Here is a 21959-nt window from a genome sequence, read left to right as displayed (position 1 = left end):
CCTGCTGTGAGCGGGGCATCCTGGGGTAAACCCGGGGTGCCCCGCTTTTATACCAGGTGCCCGTGCATCCGTATTGTGGGCAGTCGTATTTATAGAATTTTTGCTCTATTTTGCGCCGGATTTGCGCATGAGGGCGCGTTAACGGCGACCAGGATGCGCACGGATTGGCTAAAAATTCGCTAGGATTAGGTTGTGCCTAAAGTCAGCGAAGAATACAAAAAGAACAGGCGTTCTCAGATTGTAGAGACCGCCCGCGAATGCTTCATCAAGCACGGTTATCAGAAGGCTTCGATGAGCGATATTATTGCGGCCACCGGCCTGTCTGCCGGAGCGATTTATAACCACTTCTCCTCCAAGGATGAAATCATCCTGGCGGCAGCCCGCATGGACATGGCGCCCTTCGACCGCATCCGCGCCGAACAGCCCTGGGACTACGTGTTCGGGTGCCTGAAGGTGCTGGACACCCCCAAGATTCGCCGTCACCTGCTCGTCACCTGGGGCGAGGCCGTGGCAATGCCGCAGCTGGCGACCGTGGTGTCTGAGCAGCTGAGCTACCTGCGCGATCAGTCCCTGGAGCGCTACCGCGCCTGGGGTGCCGCTGAGCTGGACTTCACCGAAGAGGAGCTTGAAGAGTGGCTGACCGTTATCGGTGCCGCGGTGCTGTCGGTGCTGACCGGTTACGTGGTGCAGACCCAGCTGGTGGCTGGCGGTAAGAAGGAGAGCGCTCGTGAGGCGTACCTGGAGTATGCTTCCGCTATCCTGCGTCAGGCGTAGGGTGTGTAGACCCGCTTAACGGCCGCCGATAAGCCTGCCGGGGTGTGTTGTGCGCCCCTCGCCGGTGTTGCGCCGACGCCGTAAAAACTTCATCGTGATGCTTTGTAAAGCCCGTTTTCCTTCTCGAAGGAAAGCGGGCTTTACGGTATTATGAGGTGTAGCTCATATTTTTTCATTCAGGGTTTTCAACTGGATGCGCCCGCCGCCTCCTGAAGATCGCCCGGCGCATGCCGCGGCAACCCCGATGATGAGCGACCGAAGATAACGCAAAAACACTCCCAGGAGCGTAATGTCCGAGCAGAAGATCCTCGAGATGCCCCTCGCCGACCTCGACCCCGAGGTTGCAGAAGCCATTGAGCTGGAGCGCAAGCGCCAGCAGAACACCCTCGAGATGATTGCATCCGAGAACTTCGTCCCCCGTGCCGTCCTCGAAAGCCAGGGCTCGGTACTGACCAACAAGTACGCTGAGGGTTACCCCGGCCGCCGCTACTACGGCGGCTGCGAATTCGTTGACATCGTTGAGTCCCTCGCTATTTCCCGCGTGAAGGAACTCTTCGGCGCTGAGCACGCCAACGTTCAGCCCCACTCCGGTGCGCAGGCAAACAACGCCGTTATGCACGCGCTACTGACCCCCGGTGACACCATCATGGGTCTGTCCCTGGCACACGGTGGCCACCTGACCCACGGCATGAAGCTGAACGTCTCCGGCAAGCTGTACAACGTTGTCGCCTACAGCGTGGACGAGAACGGCTACGTTGACATGGAGCAGGTGCGCGAGCTGGCCCTGGCCGAGCGCCCCAAGCTGATTATCGCCGGCTGGTCCGCGTACCCCCGCCAGCTGGACTTCGCAGCGTTCCGCGCGATTGCTGACGAAATCGGCGCGTACCTGTGGGTGGACATGGCTCACTTCGCGGGCCTGGTGGCTGCGGGTCTGCACCCGAACCCCGTCCCGCACGCACACGTGGTCTCCTCCACCGTGCACAAGACCCTGGGCGGCCCCCGCTCCGGCTTCATCCTCTGCACCGAGGAGCTGAAGAAGAAGATTGACTCCGCTGTGTTCCCCGGCCAGCAGGGCGGCCCGCTCATGCACGTGATCGCTGCGAAGGCTACCGCGTTCAAGGTCGCCGCATCTGACGCGTTCAAGGACCGCCAGAAGCGCACCGTTGAGGGCGCACAGATCCTGGCGAACCGCCTGCTGCAGCAGGACGTGAAGGACGCCGGCGTTGCGATTGCTTCCGGCGGTACCGACGTTCACCTGGTGCTCGTTGACCTGCGCAACCACGCCCTCAACGGCAAGGAAGCAGAGGACCTGCTGCACCAGGCTGGTATTACCGTCAACCGTAACGCCGTGCCGAACGACCCGCGCCCGCCGATGGTGACCTCCGGTCTGCGTATCGGTACCCCCGCACTGGCAACCCGCGGCTTCGACGCCGAGGGCTTCACCGAGGTAGCCGACATTATCGCTTCCGTACTGTTGCCGAACCCGGACATCGCTGCGTTGCGTGCCCGCGTTGAGGCACTGTGCGCCAAGTACCCCCTCTACCAGGGCAGCGAGAACTGGTAGACCCATGAATGACCCCGTTCGCTCAGCATCCCTTCGTGGGTGCTGAGCGGGCGGGGTTATTTCGCCCTCTTACTTTTACCGCCCTGCCCGCTACACCCGTTCAGGGACGTAGCGGGGGAGTGGTACCTCCTAGGCACACCCTAGAACCCAACACACAGACCATCCGTTTCGGCGAACCCGCCGCAATCTATGGAAGGAAAAACAATGCCCCAGATTCTAGACGGTAACGCAACCGCCGCAGCCATCAAGGAAGAGCTGAAGGAGCGCGTCGAGGCGCTCAAGGCTAAGGGTATTACCCCCGGCCTGGGTACCGTGCTGGTCGGTGACGACCCCGCATCCCGCTCGTACGTGGGCGCTAAGCACCGCGACTGTGCAGAGATCGGTATTAACTCCATCCGTGTGGACCTGCCCGGTGACATCACTCAGGAAGAGCTCGACGCAGAGATCGACAAGCTGAACAACGACCCGGCGTGCACCAGCTACATTGTGCAGTTGCCCCTGCCCAAGCACCTGGACACCAACCGCGTGCTGGAACGCATCGCCCCCGAGAAGGACGCTGACGGCCTGCACCCGACTAACCTCGGCAAGCTCGTGCTGAACGTTTCTGAGCCGCTGGATTCCCCGCTGCCCTGCACCCCCAACGGTGTCATTGAGCTGGTGAAGCGCCACGGCATCGACTGGAACGGTAAGAACGTTGTGGTGCTCGGCCGCGGCATTACCGTGGGTCGCCCGCTGGGTCTGCTGCTGACCCGCCGTGAGGTGAATGCAACCGCAACCCTGGCGCACACCGGTACCGAGAACCTGGACGAGGTACTGCGCGAGGCTGACGTTATTGTTGCCGCTGTGGGTGTTCCGCACGTGCTGAAGGCTCACCAGGTCAAGGACGGCGCAATCCTGCTGGACGTTGGTGTTTCCCGCGCTGAGGACCCGGAGACCGGCAAGAAGAAGCTCTTCGGCGACGTCTCCCCGGAGGCTGCACAGAAGGCGTCCTGGGTTTCCCCGAACCCCGGCGGTGTGGGCCCGATGACCCGCGCGGAGCTACTGGTGAACGTGGTTGAGACCGCGGAGCGTCAGGCGGCGTAAGGCTCGCAACATTTCAGAGCTAATAACTCAAAAGGGCGGTGCCCCGGTAGAACAATCTACCGGGGCACCGCCCTTCACACTGTCATCACAAGAAAAGGCAGATGCTAAAGAATCATCTCGTAGAAGTAAGCATCGGCAAGGTACAGGGTCTCTGCGTACTCGACGGGGCTACCTTCTTCGGTGTAGCCGGTCGCGCAGACCTTGAACGCCGCCTCGCCCACGGGAACCTGGTGGTTGAACGCCTCGGCGTCGGCGTCGGTGAAGAGCGCCGCGCTGGTGCGTACGCGGGCGTGCTTAATGGCGTTGGGGGTGTCGGCAAGCTGGTCGAAGGAGCTTGAAGCGCCGGACATTTCCGCCATCATGGCGTCCAGGATGCTGCTTGCGGCGGCCTTGACAAAGTAGGAACGCTCAAAGCCAATGACTTCGTGGTTGGCAAGACGCAGACGACGCACGAACAGCACCTGCTCGCCCACCGGCACGGATAGGTGGGTGGAAATCTCTTCGGTGGCGTCCACCCAGCGGGTCGCAATCATGCGGGTGGAGCCCTCAAAACCGCGGCGGCGCATATCGTCAACGAAGGTGTCCACGCGCGGAATGTAAGTGGCGTCGGTGCGCTCGGCAACGTAGGTGCCGGAGCCCTGCACGTTGTAGAGCAGGCCGCGTTCAATCAGAACCTTCAGGGCGCTACGAACCGTCTGGCGGCTCACCCCAAAGTTCTGCTGAATCATGCGTTCGGTGGGCAGCTTATCGCCGGGCTTGCCGGGAATAATGTAGCGCTGCTCAATGTAGTGGATGACCTGCTCGTACTTCGGGCCGGGAATCGGGGGTAACTCGTAGCGGCTCTCAGCGTTGTGAGCGGTACTTTCGGATGCGGTGGTGCCCGCAGAATGTGAGGGGGCACCGTGGTCGGTGGTATGTGAGGAGTGTGAATTCATCACCCAATAGTTTACCGTTCAGCCAGAGAAAAAACGCGCACGAGTGAAAATTTCTCTTCCCTCAAACTGGCATAATTAAGACTATGCATTTTTCTAACACCCCTGCACCGCGCCCGAGCGGTCTGCTTCGCGTGGCGAGCGTGAATGTGAACGGTATCCGAGCCGCCTACAAGAAGGATATGGCGGCGTGGTTGGCGAGCCGTGACATCGACATTCTCTGCCTGCAGGAGGTGCGCGCCCCCGACGCTATCGTGCGTGAGCTGCTGGACGAATCCCAGTGGCATATTCTGCACGCGGAGGCGGCAGCGAAGGGGCGCGCCGGTGTGCTGGTGGCGACCCGCCGCACCCCCAACTCTGCCGGTGAAGTCCTGGAGAACCAGCCGGTCGCGACCCGCTCGAATATTGGCGAAGAGTACTTTGACGATTCGGGCCGCTGGGTTGAGGCGGACTACGTTCTGCCCAACGGCAAAACCCTGACCGTGGTCAGCGCCTACGTTCACTCCGGCGAGGTCGGCACTCAGAAGCAGGACGATAAGTACCGCTTCCTGGAGCGCATGCTGGTGCGCATGCCTGAACTGGCAAAGCACTCGGACCACGTGCTCATCGTGGGCGATTTGAACGTGGGCCACACCGAGCTGGACATTAAGAACTGGAAGGCTAACCAGAAGCGTGCCGGCTTCCTGCCGGAGGAACGCGCCTACTTTGACCGCTTCTTCGGCGATATCGGCTACCGCGATGTGGCTCGTGAGCTGGCGGGTCAGGTGCCCGGCCCCTACACCTGGTGGTCTTACCGCGGTAAGGCGTTCGATAATGACGCTGGCTGGCGTATCGACTACCACATGGCGACCCCGGCGCTCGCCGAAAGCGCCGTGGAAGCGGTCGTGGACCGTGCGGCAAGCTACGATGAGCGTTTCAGCGATCACGCGCCGCTCGTGGTTGACTACCGCATCGGTGAGTAAGACGCGGACCCACCTACAGATAAGTTTTTGAAGATGTGCTGCACCGTCCGCAGCACCGCACAGGAAGAACTGCACAGGAAATAACTATGGCAGACGAAAAGAAGCAGGATAAGTCCCTCATCCCTAACGCCTCTCAGCAGAAGGCACGTATCTATTCGGGTGCGCAGCCGTCGGCTGATTCGATGCACCTGGGTAACTACATTGGTGCTGTGAACAACTGGGTGGCGTTGCAGGACGACCCGAATAACGAATGCCTGTTCTTTATCCCGGATATGCACGCCATCACCGTTCCTCAGAATCCCGAGGAGCTGCGTGAGCGTACCCGCCTGACCGCGGCGCAGTACATCGCCTCCGGTATTGACCCGACCCGCACCCCGCTGTTCGTGCAGTCGCACGTGCCCGAGCACGCCCAGCTGGCGTGGATTCTGAACTGCTTCACCGGCTTCGGTGAGGCCTCCCGTATGACCCAGTTCAAGGACAAGTCCCAGAAGCAGGGTGCCGAGAACGCCTCCGTGGGTCTATTCACCTACCCGATTCTGATGGCTGCCGACATCCTGCTCTACCAGGTGGACGGCGTGCCCGTGGGCGAGGACCAGCGTCAGCACCTGGAGCTGACCCGTAACCTGGCTCAGCGCTTCAACTCCCGTTTCGGTGAGACCTTCGTGGTACCCGAGCCGGTGATTCTGAAGGAAACCGCTAAGATTTACGACCTGCAGGACCCGACCTCGAAGATGTCCAAGTCTGCAGCCACCGACAAGGGCCTAATCAAGCTTCTGGACACCCCCAAGACAACCCAGAAGAAGATTAAGTCCGCCGTGACTGATGACGGCTCCGTCATCGCCTACGACCGCGAGGCTAAGCCCGGCGTCTCCAACCTGCTCTCCATCTACTCAGCAATGACCGGCGAGAGCATCGACGAGATCGTGGCACGCTACGAGGGTAAGATGTACGGCCACCTGAAGGTTGACCTTGCCGATATCGTGGTGGAGCGCCTCACCCCGGTGCGTGAGCGTACCCTCGAGCTGATGGACGACCCCGCCGAGCTGGACCGCCTGCTGGCTGTGGGTGCATCCGCTGCCCGCGAGATCGCTACGGTCACCATTGAGAACGTGTACAAGAAGGTTGGCTTCCTGCCTGCCGCAGCAATCTAGCGCGCTGTTCAGCCAGTCCGGCTGAGACGCCGCATTACCTGCACGATTGAGATGACAGCACAAGAGAACTCTTCGAGCCCCACGACGGCTCCTGTATCCCCGACCCTGAAACCCGGTCGCCGCTACCTGAGCGTTATTGCGCACGTGAGCGGTGAGAATGTTCAGCGCCTGGAAGAGTGGAAGCGCGCGGTAGCCGGTGGTGCGGTGGCGCCTATCAGCACCCACGTGACCGTGTACCTGACGGAGCTGAACGAGTCTCTAATGGCTGAGGTGCAGTCCCCGCAGCTCCGCGAGGCGCTGGACACGCCGCGTTTTGAGGCGCGCTGGGGTTCGGTGCACTCCTTCCGCCCGGTCACCGAGGTGGAGTACCTGAACCTGGAGGCGGGTAGGGCCGAGTTCGAGCAGATTCACCAGAAGCTGGTTGAGCTATTCGGTGCCGGCGCGGCGTCCTTCCCCTACGTGCCGCACGTGACCCTGGGTCACGGGCTCACGGAAGAGCAGGTGGCGAACGCCCGTGAGGTGTTTGATGCTCTGCCTGCCGAGCAGCGCACCTTCACCGTGGATCACCTGCACTGCTACTCCTATGACGGGCAGGACTGGGAAGAGATTAGCGTTCTGCCGCTGCGTTAGGAGCTGGCGTATAAGCCTGGAATACGTAACGAGAGATGCGACCGATAAGCTATCGGTCGCATCTCTCTTTACGTTTTCGCTAGGTTTATTTCAGCGTGAGAGCCCTAGTGGGAGTGGCCCTCATGAGCCTTACCGGACTCGTGCGCGTCAGCCGAAGCCGAGGAGGAAGCAGCGCCGTGTGCCTCAGAGCCGTGTGCCTCAGCCTCAACCGGTGCAGCGTTCGAGGAGGAGACACCCAGGATCTCGTTCGGGGTCTTCGGAAGCTCCACGCTCATCAGCTCCTTCGGTGCTGCCGGGTTCGACAGGGACACCGCAATGAGCTTCTTGGTCGCCGGGTCGGTCACGTAGGCGGTCTTACCGTCCACCCACAGTGCCGGACGCTCGTCCTGCCACGTCTCAGACTCGGTCCACGCCTCCATGAGCTGTACGGAGCCGAGCTCGGCACCGGTCGCCGGATCGAAGACGCGCAGCTTACCGTCGGTGGTCAGCAGTAGCGCCTCACCCTGGGGGCCGCGAGCCAGCGAACGGAAGGTGTAGCTCACGCCAGAAGGCAGGGAGTAGACGGTGCGGGTTGCCGCAACGGTGTCGATAATGGAGAACTTCTCGGGGCGCTCCAGCTTAGCGTCCTTGTCGGTCTTGTAGTCCGCCAGAACGTACTGGGAGTCAGCCTTGCCAGCCTGGTTACCGGAACGCGAGTACGGGTCCTCGGGATTGGTGATCTTGGTGAATTTGCCGTCCTTGTAGATCAGCGCGCCGTCGGTGCAGCCGATGGAGAACGCGCCGTCCTTGGCGATAGCTTCACCGTGAACGCCGGGGCAGGCGGGGCTCTCGGTGACGGTCTTGCCCTGAGCATCCACAACAGCGGCGCCGGTGCGGGTCTTCGAGTCGCCGACCGCTACCAGGTACTGGTCGTTGGGCAGCGGGATTGCGAAGCCGTGGTGCGGCTTCGGCAGGGTGACGGTGGTGGTCTCCAGGGAGGAGGCGGTGCGCTTGTCATGGGTCAGCTTCGCCGGATCGTACACGGCGAAGGAGCCGGTGCCGTCAGCGAATGCCGCGACCTTGCCGTTGTCCTTGATGACGTGACCGGTGTGGTCAGCCGCCAGAGACAGCGAAGACAGCGACGGGGAAGTGGTGTAGTAGTGCGAGTGGTCGCCGTGCGCTACGGACCATACGCCGGTGTCCAGGAAGGTGTAGCTGTTGCCGTCTGCAACGACGAGGTGGCGGTTATCGCCAGCGTCGGAGAGGCGCAGGAAGCCTTCCTTGGGGATGTCTGCGAGCAGCTTCATGTCCTTGGCATCATAGACGAGCACGCCACCGTCGTAGGTGATGGCGACGCGACTTGCCGCGCCCTTGCCTTCGGTGATGGGGGCGGGGGTTGCGCTCGCGGAGGTGGAGGCGCTGGGGCTGGTCTGTGTATTCTGGCCGGTCTGGGTGGTCTGGGAGCCGCATGCGGTCAGGGCGAGGGCGGCTACTGCGCCGAGTGCGCCGGCGCGGGTGAGGAAAAACTTACGGGTCATGTGCATGCACCAAGACTAACATGAGAATGGTTCTCTATAGTGGTTGATCCTTGGCTCGTATCAGAGTCTGGAAGCGCAACCCACGCCGGGTGCGTAAGGCATTCCGAACCCCGCCCAGCCGCAGGGAGCATCCTTCCGCGCCCCACTAGGCAAAAGCCCTGAAACCGCCCGCAAAATGACCCATTAGGGCAAAAGAAAACCGGCTCCCTTCCGAAAAGAAGAGAGCCGATTTCTAGAGGTATCTTTTGCTCGAGTAAGGCTCATGTACCTAACTCAGGACCAAAAATTTAGAGAAGGTTGTTCAAGCCTCGCGCCTTGACCTCGCCCACGGCATCCTTGACGGCCTGTGCCTTGGAGCGCGGTGCGACCAACAGGGCATCGGGGGTATCCACCACAACGATGTCGTCGAGACCAATGATGGAGATCTTACGCTCGGTGTTTGCAACAACGATGCCGGAGCAACCGTGGTTAATCACGTTATCCTTCTCGCCGAGAATGGTCAGCTCTTCGCCGCTCTTCTCGGTGTTCAGGCGCGCCACAGCGTCGAAGTCTCCAACGTCGTCCCAGCTGAAGGAGCCGGGAACCATTGCGACGTCACCTGCTGCCGCTGCGGGCTCAGCCACAGCGTAGTCAATGGCGGTCTTCGGCAGGGTCTCCCACACGCGGTCCATAACAGCCTCACGCTCGGGGGTGTCCCAAGCGTTAGCGATCTCCATAATGCCCGCGTACAGCTCGGGCTCGTTTGCCTCGAGGTGCTTGAGCATCAGGGCTGCCGGTGCCACGAACATACCTGCGTTCCAGGTGTACTCACCGGAATCCAGGTACTTCTGTGCGGTAGCGGTGTCCGGCTTCTCCACGAAGGTGTCCACGGCGTGAGCATTGGGAGCACCTTCGATGCCCAGGGACTCGCTGGCGTGAATGTAGCCAAACGCGCTGGAGGGCTCGGTGGGGGTAATGCCGATGGTGACAATCTTGCCGGTTGCCGCGGTGATGACAGCTTCGGTCACCACGCGGTGGAATTCGTCCACCGGGCTGATGACGTGGTCAGCTGCGAAGGAACCAATGATGGCGTCCGGTTCGCGGCGGTGGATGATAGCGCAAGCCAGGCCGATAGCTGCAGCCGAATCCTTGGGGGAGGGCTCCAGTACCAGGTCAGCGGCACGCAGTTCAGGAATCTGCTGGGTAACCGCATTGGCGTGCGAAGTGCCGGTAACTACCATGACGGAACCGTTGCTGAGATCGATGAGACGGTCGTAGGTGTCACGCAACAGGGAATTGCCCGACGAGGTGAGGTCGAGCAGGAATTTCGGGGCGTGCGCGCGGGATAGGGGCCACAAACGCGAGCCAACACCGCCGGCAGGAATAAGCGGGCGGAATCGAGTGAGTGCAGTATTCATCGCTTCAAGAATAGCGGGTGAATTTGTCATATATCGAATTCTTTTAGGTTTTAACAAAAAAGTGTCAGGCGGCTCTCATTTAGGCGATGTTTGAGGTTAGGTTAAGGTAAGTCCCGCACAAACACAGGGAAGTAGGCGATATGGTAATAAAAACATGCTCTAATTCGCTTTTGGAACCTGTAAAAAAACCCTAAACAGGGTGTCAGTAAGCTGTGAATTTACCTGATATCTTGGAAGTAACAGACGAACAAAAGCAGTCGGTGAGCACACAGCTGTGCCCGGAAGCTGAGGGTCACAATGACCCCTCAGAACCCGGAAGCTCGCCGTCGCAGCAGGAGGTTATTCAGTGTTGAATGGTTCTAAAGGAACCCTCTACCGCGGCCGCTGGGGCATGTGGTCCTGGGTTGCTCATCGCATTACCGGTATCGCGATTTTCTTCTTCCTTCTTGTACACATCCTGGATACTGCCGTCGTGCGTATCTCCCCGGAGGCCTACAACGGCGTACTGAGCCTGTACAAGAACCCCATCATGGGTCTGGGTGAGACCGCGCTTGTCGCCGCCATCGTCTACCACGCGTTCAACGGTATTCGCATTATCCTCATTGACTTCTGGGGTAAGGCAACCAACTCGCACGTGGAGCACATTCAGGCGAAGAACAAGGACGGCAACGTCGAAATCAGCCAGAAGGCAACCTACACGCACATCAAGATTCTCTGGGTTGTGCTTTTCCTCTGGGCAATTACCGTTGCGGGCTTCGCAGCGCGTCACCTGCCGATCGTTTTCTCGCACATGGGAGGTCACTAAACTATGGCTACTCCGCTTAAGCCCCGCACCTATGTACCCCGTCTGCGTGACAACCGCATCGACGGTGTGAAGTACAACCGCTCCTCCTCCAAGCGCAACAACTTTGAGATGTTCGCTTGGCTGGGTATGCGCCTGTCCGGCGTCGTACTCGTCGTGCTGATTTTCGGCCACCTGTTCTCCAACCTCATGGTCGGCGACGGCATCCACGCCATCGACTTCGGCTTCGTGGGCGGCAAGTGGGCGAACCCCTTCTGGCAGGTCTGGGATCTGCTGCTGCTCTGGCTGGCTATGCTGCACGGTGCTAACGGCATCCGCGTCATCATCGATGACTACGCAGAGAAGGACCGCCTGCGCGTTTGGCTGAAGGTGATCCTCTTCGCAGCATGCGCATTCGTCCTGCTGGTTGGTACCCTCACCATCTTCGCGTTCGACCCCTGCCCCTCCGGCGCAGCGGCTGAACTGCTCCCCAGCTTCTGCTCGGCACGCTAACGGCGACGTATCCGAGACAAACGAAAACATCTAAAACACAGAAAGAACATCATGCAGGTACATAAGTACGATGTAGTGATCGTCGGTGCCGGTGGCGCAGGTATGCGTGCCGCCATTGAGGCCGGCCAGCGAGTTCGCACCGCGGTACTGACCAAGCTATACCCCACCCGCTCCCATACCGGTGCGGCACAGGGTGGCATGTGCGCCGCTCTGGCTAACGTTGAAGAGGACAACTGGGAGTGGCACACCTTTGACACCGTCAAGGGTGGCGACTACCTGGTCGACCAGGACGCAGCAGAAATCATGGCTAAGGAAGCTATTGACGCTGTGCTCGACCTGGAAAAGATGGGTCTTCCCTTCAACCGAACCCCCGAAGGCCGCATTGACCAGCGCCGCTTCGGCGGTCACACCCGTGACCACGGTAAGGCTGCTGTGCGCCGCGCATGCTACGCAGCTGACCGTACCGGCCACATGATTCTGCAGACCCTCTACCAGAACTGCGTTCGTCACAATGTGGAGTTCTACAACGAGTTCTACGTTCTCGACCTGATTCTGGTCAAGGACGAAGAGGGTAAGCCCCGCCCCGCCGGCGTCGTCTCCTACGACCTGGCAACCGGCGAGGTCCACGTCTTCCAGGCTAAGTCCGTGATCTTCGCATCCGGCGGCTGTGGCAAGATTTTCAAGACCACCTCCAACGCACACACCCTCACCGGTGACGGCATGGCTATCGCACTGCGTGCAGGCCTGCCCCTGGAGGACATGGAATTCGTTCAGTTCCACCCGACCGGCCTGGCTGGCCTGGGCATTCTCGTCACCGAGGGTGCTCGTGGTGAAGGCGGTATTCTCCGTAACGCTGACGGTGAGCGCTTCATGGAGCGCTACGCACCCACCATTAAGGACCTCGCACCCCGCGATATCGTGGCACGTGCAATGGCAAACGAGGTGCGCGAAGGCCGCGGCTGCGGTCCCCACAAGGACTACGTGCTGCTGGACCTGACCCACCTGGAGCCCTCGCACATCGACGAGAAGCTGCCGGACATCACCGAGTTCGCTCGTACCTACCTGGCAGTGGAACCGCACCACCAGCCCATCCCGGTGTTCCCCACCGCGCACTACGCAATGGGCGGTATCCCCACCAACAACGAGACCGAGGTCTACCACAACAGCGAAGAGACCATCCCCGGCCTCTACGCAGCTGGTGAGGTTGCTTGTGTGTCCGTCCACGGTGCAAACCGTCTGGGCACCAACTCCCTGCTGGACATCAACGTGTTCGGTAAGCGTGCAGGCCGCAAGGCAGCAGAGTACGCAGCATCCGCTGAGTTCGTACCGGTTCCGGACGACGCAGCAGATCGCGTTCTCAACATGCTCAACGGCATCCTCGAAGGCAAGGGCACCGAGAAGGTCGGCGCTATCCGCGCAGACCTGCAGAAGGCTATGGAAGCTGACATGCAGGTGTTCCGTACCGACGAGACCATCCGCGCAGCACTGGCAACCATCGCTGAATTGGAAGAGCGTTACAAGAACATCTCCATCCAGGACAAGGGCAAGCGCTTCAACCTCGACCTGCTTGAGGCTGTTGAGCTTGGCTTCCTGATTGAGCTGGCAAAGGTCATGTCCGTTGGCGCGCTGCACCGTAAGGAATCCCGTGGTGGTCACTACCGCGAGGACTTCCCCAAGCGTGACGATGTCAACTTCATGAAGCACTCGATGGTCTACCTCGACCCCGAATCCGAGTTTGAGGGTGTCAAGGGCCTGCGATTCGAAACCAAGCCCGTTGTCTACACCCGCTACGAGCCGAAGGAGCGTAAGTACTAAAATGGCTGAAAACGAACTCCCCGAACCGGAATCCGTCAAGCTGTTTGAGGGTATGACCGGCGGCGACTCCGACTCCATCCCCACGTACGATGTGGTCATCAAGATTCGTCGCTACAACCCGGAAGTTTCCTCCGAGGCGTACTGGGATGAATTCCCGCTGACCATGTACCGCACCGACCGCGTGCTGGATGCTCTGCACAAGATCAAGTGGGAAGTAGACGGCTCCGTCTCCTTCCGCCGCTCCTGCGCACACGGCATCTGTGGCTCGGACGCAATGCGCATCAACGGCCGTAACCGCCTGGCTTGCAAGACCCTGCTGAAGGACCTTGACCTGTCCAAGCCGATTACCGTTGAGCCCATCAAGGGTCTGCCCTGCGAGAAGGACCTCATTGTTGACATGGAGCCCTTCTTCCAGGCATACCGCGAAATCATGCCGTTCTTCATCAACGACTCGAACGAGCCTGAGCGTGAGCGCCTGCAGACCATTGAGGACCGTGCACGTTTCGATGACACCACCAAGTGCATCCTCTGTGCAGCATGTACCTCGTCCTGCCCGGTCTTCTGGACCGACGGTCAGTACTTCGGCCCCTCCGCTATCGTGAACGCACACCGCTTCATCTTCGACTCGCGCGATGATGCAGGCGACCTGCGTCTGGAGATCCTCAACGACAAGGAAGGCGTATGGCGTTGCCGTACCACCTTCAACTGCACCGAGGCTTGCCCCCGTGGCATCCAGATCACCAAGGCTATTGCCGAGGTGAAGCAGGCAATCCTGAGCCGCTCGCTCTAATCTGAGTACGCGGTATCAGCTGATACAGCATTGACGATTCAAGCCGTCACCCACACCGGGTGGCGGCTTGAGTCGTTTAACAAAAAAGGCCGGCAACAAAATCGTGGGGCAGAGCATTTTCGGGGCTTCGGCGGGTGGGAGTATTCTTCACAATCTGTCATAAAGTCATAGATATTCTCGAGTGCTGTCAGAAAGGGACAGCGGGTAGGTAAACCCCGGCGGGCGGCGTTATTCTACTGTGTATGGTTTTCGCTAATTCTCGCTACGATTTGTCCACCCCCGTCTTCGACGACTGGGTGGAGCGCACGATGGGTACCCTCGTGCAGTTCCGCCGCGAAGTGCACGCGAACCCGGAACTTTCCTTCCGCGAAATCGCAACCACTGAGCGCCTCATGAACCGACTGCGAGAAGCCGGCATGAACCCCGTCGCCTGCGAAGGTACCGGCTGCTATGTCGATATTGGAAGCGGCCCCTTCGCCGTGGCTCTGCGCGCCGATATTGATGCTCTGCCCATTGTTGAGCAGACCAACCTGCCCTACGCCTCCACCGTGCCCGGCGTGATGCACGCCTGCGGTCACGATATTCACCAGACCGTCATGCTCGGCGTGGCTCTGGCACTGCACGAGCTGAACGAGAAGACCCCGCTGGGCCGTAGCGTCCGTATTCTCTTCCAGCCCGCTGAGGAGCAGCTTCCCGGTGGCGCCGTGCAGATGATTGCTCAGGGTCTGCTCAAGGACATTCCGCGTGCCTTTGCCCTGCACTGCGACCCGAAGGTGGACCTGGGCCAGATTGGTACCCGTATCGGTGCGATTACTAGCGCATCCGACACCATCAAGATTCACCTGAGCGGTCACGGCGGCCACACTTCTCGCCCGCACCTGACCGAAGACCTCATCTACGCGATGAGCCAGATTGCTGTGCAGGTTCCCGCCGTGCTGACCCGCCGCACCGACGTACGTTCGGGCGTGCTGGTTGCCTGGGGTCAGGTCAGTGCCGGTGTTGCTCCCAACGCTATCCCCGCCGAGGGCTACCTGGCGGGCACCATGCGTTGCCTGGACGTTGAGGTATGGCGTCAGGCAGGCAACATGCTGGACGAAGTGATTGAGCAGGTCGCCGTACCCTTCGGCGTGACCGCGCGCGTGGAGCACATCCGCGGTGTGCCGCCGGTCGTGAACACCGACCTGGAAACCACCATGCTGGAGAACGCGGCTCGCGCCGAGCTGGGCGAAGACTCGATTGTGCTGGTTGAACAGTCCATGGGCGGAGAAGACTTCGCCTGGATGCTACAGGAAGTTCCCGGCTCCATGTTCCGTCTGGGTACCCGCGCCCCCGGCGATCCCACCTACGATTTGCATCAGGGTGATTACGCCCCGAGCGAGCAGGCGATCGGTATTGGTGTGCGTGTTATGGCGGCAACCGCGCTACGCGCCGTCCGTTTTGAGCTGGCGAAGGCGGCGAAGGCTGCAAACCCCATTCGCGATGAGGCACGCTAAAGAGCTTTTCGAAAGCTTATTCTGCAGTCTTGAAGGCGCGACTCTATAGCCGCATTAAGCCTTGAAAAGTGTAGAAGTTTCACCCCGTTACCTCTCACCGAGTAGCGGGGTGAAACTCTATGCACGCGATAGAATTAAAAGGATTATGAGGACATTTGCGTCATGTTTCCGACCCCGTGCCCACACACCTGCGGGGGATGAAGGAGGTGGCGCATCATCACACGGCGCACGCCGGAGGAGGACACCCAATGAGCTTCTTTGGAATCGGCAAGAAGAAGTTGGATGAACAGTCGCGCGAAGAACAGAGCGCCGAAACTGCTAAGGTCCAGAAGGAACAGGTAAGCGAAGACGCTCCCAAGAATGCGCGACTGAGCCAGAAGATTATGGAACAGCAGCAGTGGGAGGACTCCCTGCGCCGCTTCGTGAAGTCTGAAAGCGCACGCCAGCAGAACCACGATGAAGAGCAGAATGAAGAGCACCGCGCTGTTGAGGATCTCAAGCGTGCCCTTCTGCACGGCGATGAGAAGGTTGAAGAATCTTCCGCTACTGATGAGCTGACTGAGGATCAGGCGGAGGAGCAGGAGCGTCGTAGCCTGCTGGCTGCGCTTGGTGCTTTCCCCCAGGAATCTGAGGAGCCTGTTGAGGCCGAGCAGGTAGCTCAGGCCCAGGACGTTGAAGAAGATGACGCCCCGGTTGCTGAGGCTGCTCAGCCCGCTACCCCCGCGTTCCTGCGCGATGACGAAGAGTCTGCAGATGAGGATGCATCTGTCGAGGTGCAGGAGCCTAAGGACGCTGCAGAGGATGCACGTTCCCAGTTTGAGGAGCACCTGCGTGCTCTGCGTGCCCAGAACACCGAAGATACTGCCGCTGAGGATGCTGAGGCCGATGCAGATACTGCAGACGAGGCAGAGGGCCGCGAAGAGCTTGAGGTTGCCGAGGCTGTTGTAGAAGCTTCCGAGAACAAGTCTGAGAACGCTCATTCTGCATCTGAAGCTGAGGAAATTCATACCGTTGAAGATATGAAGGCAGCCCGCACCCATGCCGCCGTGACCGAGGCGCAGAACGCCGGTCTGGACGATCTGGCGGCAGCCTACGCGGCACGCCTGGGCATCACCTTGGACAGCGAAGAGGAGACCTTTGTAGAGGTTGCTTCCGATGAGGCGATCGCTGAGGAAACTGCTGCTGACAAGGCAACTACTGAGGCACCTGAGCCCGCTGAAGCTACTGAATCTGTTGAGGACACCGATGTGTCTGAGGTATCCGCAACTGTTGCTGAGACTGCTGAAGACTTCGAATCCGAGGAGACCGTTGACCTCACCGCAGGTGAAGAAGAAGTTGTAGAGCCTGCTACCGCTACTGAGGAAGAGCCGATTGAGGCTGTCGTTGAGGCGCCTGAGCTGCTGGCATCTGAACTTACTGAGGAAGAAAACGCGGTCTCTGATGAGACCGAGCTGCTCTCCGCCGTATCCGTTGAGGAGAAGCATGACGTGTCCGTCTCTGAAGCGCCCGCGGCTAAGGACTTCGACGCTGAAGAAGAGAACACCGCAGAGCTGATCTTTGACGCCTCCGCTGTTGCTGCCCCCGTAGTTGCTGCAGCTGCCGTTGCCTCTACCGCAAAGACCGAAAAGGCTGAAAAGGCTGAGGAGAAGACCGAAAAGGGTACCTCTCAGAGCGTCGCGCTGACCGCAGAGGGCATCGATAAGAAGGAAGCAGAGAAGCACGAGTCTGCTGCTCGTGATGACTCCGCTGAGGAGCCCGTTGCTGAGTTGAAGGAAACTGAGCAGAAGCTCAGCGAAGACGAAGCTGAACTGGTTGCCGAATCCATCATCCTGAGCGAGCCCGTTGAGGGCGCGGCAACCCTGCCCGCGCTCCCCGAGCAGCGTGCTCTCCACGGCCTTGCGGAGCTTATGCGCACCCGCGGTTCGGGCACCATGAGCCTGGAACTGCGCCAGGTTGATGAGGATATGCACTACCGTCTGCTGCACCGCGGCCGTGAGGTTGAAACCGGCATTGTCGTGCCCGGTGTTGACTGGTTTGCACCCGTTGCGGCACTGTACACCGAGGCTCAGCAGGTCGGCGCAACCTGGAACCGTGCGGCTGTCTCTTTGAAGCCGCGCCTGGGTGATGGCCTGGAGGTTCACGCATCGTACCTGGGTGCTGTGGATGGTCAGACTATTAGCGAGAGCTTCCTGCTGGAAGGTGCCGCTGTTGAGGCTAAGCCCGTTGCGACCGCTGAGGCCGCTGAGGCTACCTCGCAGGATGAGCCTCAGGAAGCTGCTGTTCAGAGTGTTGACCCGGTTGAGGCTGAACGTGAGGCTATCGAGCGTGAGCTGGAGGCTGAACTCGCTGAGAAGCAGGCTGCGAACGAGGCTGAGGCAGCTGCCGAAGCTGCTGAAGAGCCTGTAGTTGAGACTGCTGAAGAGGGTGCCTCCGCGGGTCTGCTGACTGCTGCAGGTCTTGCCGCTGCCGGTACTGCTGTGGCTGGTTCTGCCGCTTCTGCGCAGGAGAAGGAAGACGTAGAGGAGGCTGTTGAAGCTTCTGCCCAGCCTGCCGCCCAGCCTGCCCAGGCTGAGTTTGCGCCGGTTGAAGCTGAGTTCGAGCACGATTACGAGAACGACCCGGTCTTCGGTGCCGCTACCGTAGAGCCCGAAACCGAGCATGCTGAAGAATCTGCCGCTGAGGCATCCGAGGTATCTGCCGAGGACTCTGTAGAGACCGGCGAAGATATGGAAGCCGCCCTGGCTGCCATCGTTGCCAACGCTCAGAAGAAGCTGGACGCTGAGGAAGCAACAGCCCCCGCAGTTGCTGAGGAAGCACCCGCTGAGGAAGTTTCGGCTGAGGAAGTTTTGGCTGCCGAGGAGCAGAAGGCTGCCGCCCCCGTGGTTGCTGAGTCCTTCACTCTGGATCGTACCCAGCCCGTTGAGGAATCCGCAGAAGAGCCGGTAGCAGAGAAGGCTGAAGAGCCTGCCCTGCCCGCGTTCCTGGACGACTCTGAACTGCTGCCCGAGAAGGAAACCTCCGCTGCTTCCGCTGAAGCACCCGCCGAGGAACCTGCCCTCGTAGACGTTGAGCCTGCCGCTGAGAGCGCATCTGTGGCTCCCGGTCTGGCTGGTGCTCTTGCCGCAGCTGCCGCTGTGGGCACCGCCGGTGCTGATGCGAAGGCAACCGAAGCAAAGGCATCTGAGTCGAAGGCTGCCGAGGTAAAGGCTCCTGTCGCTCAGGAAGAGCCCGCTGAGAAGGTCGCTGAGCTCAAGACCGTTGAGGTGACCCCCGCAGCTAAGATTGGTGAGGTTTCCGCCGCGGCTGCGCCCGCCTCCGAGGCTACCGCTCAGACTGCACCGGTAGCAGAGGCGACACCCGCTGCGGCGACCACCCCGGTTGCCCTGCCGGAGAGCACCCCGGCAGGTATCTCCTCCAGCATCTCGGCATCCGCGCTGAGCGAGCTCAACCAGCTACCCACCATCGTGGCTGAGCCGGACACCCCCTCCGCCGCGGTGCAGAGCCCGCTGGTTCCCTCGGAGACTCAGCTGGCAGCCGGCAACCTGGTTCTGACCGAGGCTCAGGTCGCTCAGCGTCTGGCGCCGGTTGTCGAGCACCTCTTCGGCGAGAACGGCACCGCAAAGGATGCCACCACCGTGCTGATTCGTGTACGTGCCCTCGGCTCCTACTACGACGCCCTGACCCACGTGCGCCGCAACGGCTTCTGGGAGCAGGTCCGTACCTTCGAGCTGATTCCCGAAACCCTGCTGGACATTCCGGCGCTGAAGACCGACTCGTACAGCGAGGGTGAGGGCTCGCCGCTGGCTATGAGCCTGACCTTCACCCCGGGCGTGCCGGTTCAGGCGGCATTCGATTATGCGAATGAGCAGGCGTTTGTCACCTACCCGCGTCCGCTGGATGCTGAGCGTTATGTTGAGGAGCTGCGCATGTTCCCGCGTCTGGGTTCGAAGATCCCGGCTCATATGACGAGCGCGCTTTCGCACTGGAACCTCTAAAACCTTGTAAGGTGCGCCGCGCCGGCTCCCCGTGTGGGGGTCGGCGCGGCGCGCTATGTTTGTCATTTTTTCGATGAGGAAGATTGTTATGACTGATACCCCTAATACTCCTGAGGCTTCTGCGGCGCAGAACGTTCAGGACACCGCCGCCCGCGCGGCTGAAGCCTTCGGCACCCTGGTGGAAACCATGGCGCTGTTGCGCGCACCGGGCGGTTGCCCGTGGGATGCTGAGCAGACTCACGCCTCCCTAATCCGCTACCTGGTGGAGGAAGCCTACGAGGTTGTCGAGGCGGTAGAAACCGGCGGCGAGCCGAATATGCCGCTGCTGCGTGAGGAGCTGGGCGACGTGCTGCTACAGGTGGTGTTCCACTCTGATATTGCTGCGGCAAACCCGCAGGGCTTCGACATCGTGCAGGTGGTTGAGGGCCTTGTGCAGAAGCTTCGTTCGCGCCACCCCGATGTGTTTGCGGCTGAGTCTGAGGGCTCTTCGGAGGCGCCTCGCACCGCGGCTGAGCAGCAGGCGGCGTGGGATGCGTTGAAGAAGAAGGAGAAGAGCGACCGTGGCGCGCTGGATGGTATTCCACCGCATCTGCCGGCGCTCGCTATGGCTGAGAAGACTGCTGTGAAGGCACGTAAGGCGGGTATTATTCTGCCGCCGGAGCCCACGAGCATGGAGGACGACCTGCGCTATATGCACACTGAAGAGGAATTCGGCGAGCTGCTCTTTGCGTTGGTGAGCCGCGCACAGCGTAATGGTTTGGATCCGGAGCGTGCCCTGCGTTCGTACACTCGTCGCTATATTGCTCAGCATACGCATGATGAGCCGAGCTATTAGAAACGCTGGTTGAGTTCTTCTGTGAGACGCTTTGAAATCTGTTCTCTGAGGGAATGAAAGGTTTCAAAGCGCCTTCTGTTTGTTTGGGGTTGTGTTGGGCAACCGTGAGGATGCTCGTGGCACATGCCCCGGCATTTGGGCTCATGTTGTGCTTTGGTCGAGTACCCACACCCTCACAATGTGGGGGAGTGTGGGTCTTGTTCCGCTTTGTAGCGCCTGACTAAGGGTTATCTAGACCTTCATTAAGGCAATAAAAAAGCGGTGGCAACTAGTGTGTTTGTGTGGGAGTTTTGCTAGAATTTAGGGGACGCGACTTGTCCACTACCGGGTGAGCCGTTCACATCCTTGACATCTCATAAGGAGAACAATTCATGGCTGTTATTACCGCAGTTCACGCACGCCAGATCCTGGATTCCCGTGGCAACCCGACCGTTGAGGTTGAGGTTCTGCTCGAAGACGGTGCTTTCGCACGCGCAGCTGTGCCCTCGGGCGCATCCACCGGTGAGTGGGAAGCTGTTGAGCGCCGCGATGGCGACAAGTCCGTATACCTGGGCAAGGGTGTTCTGGGCGCAGTGAAGTCTGTTATCGAAGAAATCGCTGAAGAGGTCATCGGCATTGAGGCTTCCGACCAGCGCGCTGTTGACGCAGCCATGATTGCTCTGGATGCAACCAACAACAAGGGCAAGCTGGGCGCAAACGCAATCCTGGGTGTCTCCCTGGCTGTTGCTAAGGCAGCTGCTGAGTCCGCTGACCTGCCCCTGTACAAGTACCTCGGCGGCCCGAACGCTCACGTTCTGCCCGTCCCCATGATGAACATCCTCAACGGTGGTTCTCACGCAGACTCCAACGTTGACATCCAGGAGTTCATGATTGCTCCCATCGGCTTCGACAACTACTCTGACGCTCTGCGCGCAGGTGTTGAGGTTTACCACTCCCTGAAGTCCGTGCTGCACGACCGCGGCCTGGCAACCGGCCTGGGCGACGAGGGTGGTTTCGCACCCAACCTGGAGTCCAACGCAGCTGCACTGGACCTGATCGTTGAGGCAATCGAGAAGGCTGGCTACAAGCCGGGCGAGCAGGTTGCACTGGCACTGGACGTTGCATCCTCCGAGTTCTACAACGACGGCGCATACGAGTTCGAGGGCCAGAAGAAGTCCGCAGCTGAGATGAGCGCATACTACGCTGACCTCGTTGCAAAGTACCCCCTGGTTTCCATTGAGGATCCCCTGGATGAGAACGACTGGGAGGGCTACAAGACCCTGACCGAGCAGATCGGTGACAAGGTCCAGATCGTCGGTGACGACCTGTTCGTGACCAACCCCGAGCGTCTGGCTCGCGGTATCGAAGAGGGCGCAGCTAACGCTCTGCTCGTGAAGGTGAACCAGATTGGTTCGCTGACCGAGACCCTGGATGCAATGGAGCTGGCACAGCGCCACGAGTACCGTTGCATGGTTTCTCACCGTTCCGGTGAGACCGAGGACGTCACCATCGCTGACCTGGCTGTTGCAACCAACGCTGGCCAGATCAAGACCGGTGCTCCCGCACGTTCCGAGCGCGTTGCTAAGTACAACCAGCTGCTGCGCATCGAGGAAGAGCTGGGCGACGCAGCTGTTTACGCTGGCAAGTCCGCATTCCCCCGTTTCAAGGCATAATGACGCTTGAAAGCTTATAAGGGGATGCTCTGCTGAACTTCCCTGAACAGGCCGGGTCGATCCCAATACATCGTG

General features: G+C 60.2%; 17 protein-coding genes. 14 read left to right on the top strand and 3 right to left on the bottom strand.

Features of this window, described 5'->3' with window-relative positions:
- The first annotated feature begins 192 nt into the window (after positions 1-192).
- The 3 genes from HMPREF2845_RS06300 (at position 193) to HMPREF2845_RS06290 (ending at position 3421) form a co-directional block, all read left to right on the top strand.
- A complete protein-coding gene (locus tag HMPREF2845_RS06300; RefSeq protein WP_005506809.1) occupies positions 193-774 on the top strand; it encodes a TetR/AcrR family transcriptional regulator in 582 nt (193 codons plus the stop codon).
- 289 nt (positions 775-1063) lie between these two features.
- Positions 1064-2338: a serine hydroxymethyltransferase gene (glyA, locus tag HMPREF2845_RS06295; RefSeq protein ID WP_070634184.1), complete on the top strand. Its 1275-nt coding sequence runs from the start codon at positions 1064-1066 to the stop codon at positions 2336-2338.
- 204 nt (positions 2339-2542) lie between these two features.
- Positions 2543-3421 (top strand): bifunctional methylenetetrahydrofolate dehydrogenase/methenyltetrahydrofolate cyclohydrolase, encoded by an 879-nt coding sequence (locus HMPREF2845_RS06290; protein WP_005508973.1) that lies wholly within the window; start codon positions 2543-2545, stop codon positions 3419-3421.
- Positions 3422-3525: 104 nt separating this feature from the next.
- Here the strand turns inward: HMPREF2845_RS06290 and HMPREF2845_RS06285 are convergent, their stop codons facing one another.
- On the bottom strand, positions 3526-4359 hold the full coding sequence (locus tag HMPREF2845_RS06285; protein ID WP_049341501.1) for a GntR family transcriptional regulator: 834 nt from the start codon (positions 4357-4359) through the stop codon (positions 3526-3528).
- 80 nt (positions 4360-4439) lie between these two features.
- Here HMPREF2845_RS06285 and HMPREF2845_RS06280 point away from each other — a divergent pair, with 80 nt between their 5' ends.
- From HMPREF2845_RS06280 to HMPREF2845_RS06270, 3 genes are all read left to right on the top strand, one after another.
- Complete coding sequence (locus HMPREF2845_RS06280) at positions 4440-5315, top strand: exodeoxyribonuclease III (RefSeq protein WP_005506814.1); 876 nt, start codon at positions 4440-4442, stop codon at positions 5313-5315.
- A gap of 86 nt (positions 5316-5401) precedes the next feature.
- A complete protein-coding gene (trpS, locus tag HMPREF2845_RS06275) occupies positions 5402-6466 on the top strand; it encodes a tryptophan--tRNA ligase (protein ID WP_049338682.1) in 1065 nt (354 codons plus the stop codon).
- A gap of 51 nt (positions 6467-6517) precedes the next feature.
- Positions 6518-7096, top strand: a complete 579-nt coding sequence (locus HMPREF2845_RS06270) for a 2'-5' RNA ligase family protein (RefSeq protein WP_005506816.1) — start codon at positions 6518-6520, stop codon at positions 7094-7096.
- 104 nt (positions 7097-7200) lie between these two features.
- Here the strand turns inward: HMPREF2845_RS06270 and HMPREF2845_RS06265 are convergent, their stop codons facing one another.
- Positions 7201-8613, bottom strand: a complete 1413-nt coding sequence (locus HMPREF2845_RS06265; RefSeq protein WP_371260511.1) for a hypothetical protein — start codon at positions 8611-8613, stop codon at positions 7201-7203.
- A 287-nt stretch (positions 8614-8900) separates the two neighbouring features.
- Positions 8901-10010, bottom strand: coding sequence for a mannose-1-phosphate guanylyltransferase (locus HMPREF2845_RS06260; protein ID WP_049356077.1), 1110 nt, complete (start codon positions 10008-10010; stop codon positions 8901-8903).
- Between the two features lie 346 nt (positions 10011-10356).
- Between HMPREF2845_RS06260 and sdhC the strand changes: the two genes are divergently transcribed.
- The 8 genes from sdhC (at position 10357) to eno (ending at position 21884) form a co-directional block, all read left to right on the top strand.
- On the top strand, positions 10357-10815 hold the full coding sequence (sdhC, locus tag HMPREF2845_RS06255) for a succinate dehydrogenase, cytochrome b556 subunit (RefSeq protein ID WP_005506819.1): 459 nt from the start codon (positions 10357-10359) through the stop codon (positions 10813-10815).
- 3 nt (positions 10816-10818) lie between these two features.
- Positions 10819-11304: a succinate dehydrogenase hydrophobic membrane anchor subunit gene (locus tag HMPREF2845_RS06250; RefSeq protein ID WP_005506820.1), complete on the top strand. Its 486-nt coding sequence runs from the start codon at positions 10819-10821 to the stop codon at positions 11302-11304.
- A gap of 51 nt (positions 11305-11355) precedes the next feature.
- On the top strand, positions 11356-13119 hold the full coding sequence (gene sdhA / locus HMPREF2845_RS06245) for a succinate dehydrogenase flavoprotein subunit (RefSeq protein WP_070542594.1): 1764 nt from the start codon (positions 11356-11358) through the stop codon (positions 13117-13119).
- Between the two features lies 1 nt (position 13120).
- On the top strand, positions 13121-13909 hold the full coding sequence (locus HMPREF2845_RS06240) for a succinate dehydrogenase iron-sulfur subunit (protein WP_005506828.1): 789 nt from the start codon (positions 13121-13123) through the stop codon (positions 13907-13909).
- Between the two features lie 242 nt (positions 13910-14151).
- Complete coding sequence (locus HMPREF2845_RS06235; RefSeq protein ID WP_049341507.1) at positions 14152-15402, top strand: amidohydrolase; 1251 nt, start codon at positions 14152-14154, stop codon at positions 15400-15402.
- Between the two features lie 248 nt (positions 15403-15650).
- Positions 15651-19397 carry an ornithinee aminotransferase gene (locus tag HMPREF2845_RS06230; RefSeq protein WP_070634182.1) on the top strand — a complete coding sequence of 1249 codons (3747 nt, stop codon included), beginning with the start codon at positions 15651-15653 and terminating at the stop codon, positions 19395-19397.
- An 88-nt stretch (positions 19398-19485) separates the two neighbouring features.
- Positions 19486-20232 (top strand): nucleoside triphosphate pyrophosphohydrolase, encoded by a 747-nt coding sequence (locus HMPREF2845_RS06225; protein WP_005506837.1) that lies wholly within the window; start codon positions 19486-19488, stop codon positions 20230-20232.
- Positions 20233-20603: 371 nt separating this feature from the next.
- Positions 20604-21884: a phosphopyruvate hydratase gene (gene eno / locus HMPREF2845_RS06220; protein WP_049341512.1), complete on the top strand. Its 1281-nt coding sequence runs from the start codon at positions 20604-20606 to the stop codon at positions 21882-21884.
- Positions 21885-21959: the final 75 nt, after the last annotated feature.

The organism is Rothia sp. HMSC065B04 (assembly GCF_001812285.1).
In the GTDB taxonomy this organism is placed as follows: Bacteria; Actinomycetota; Actinomycetes; order Actinomycetales; family Micrococcaceae; genus Rothia; species Rothia mucilaginosa.
This window is presented reverse-complemented; position numbering and strand designations above follow the sequence as displayed.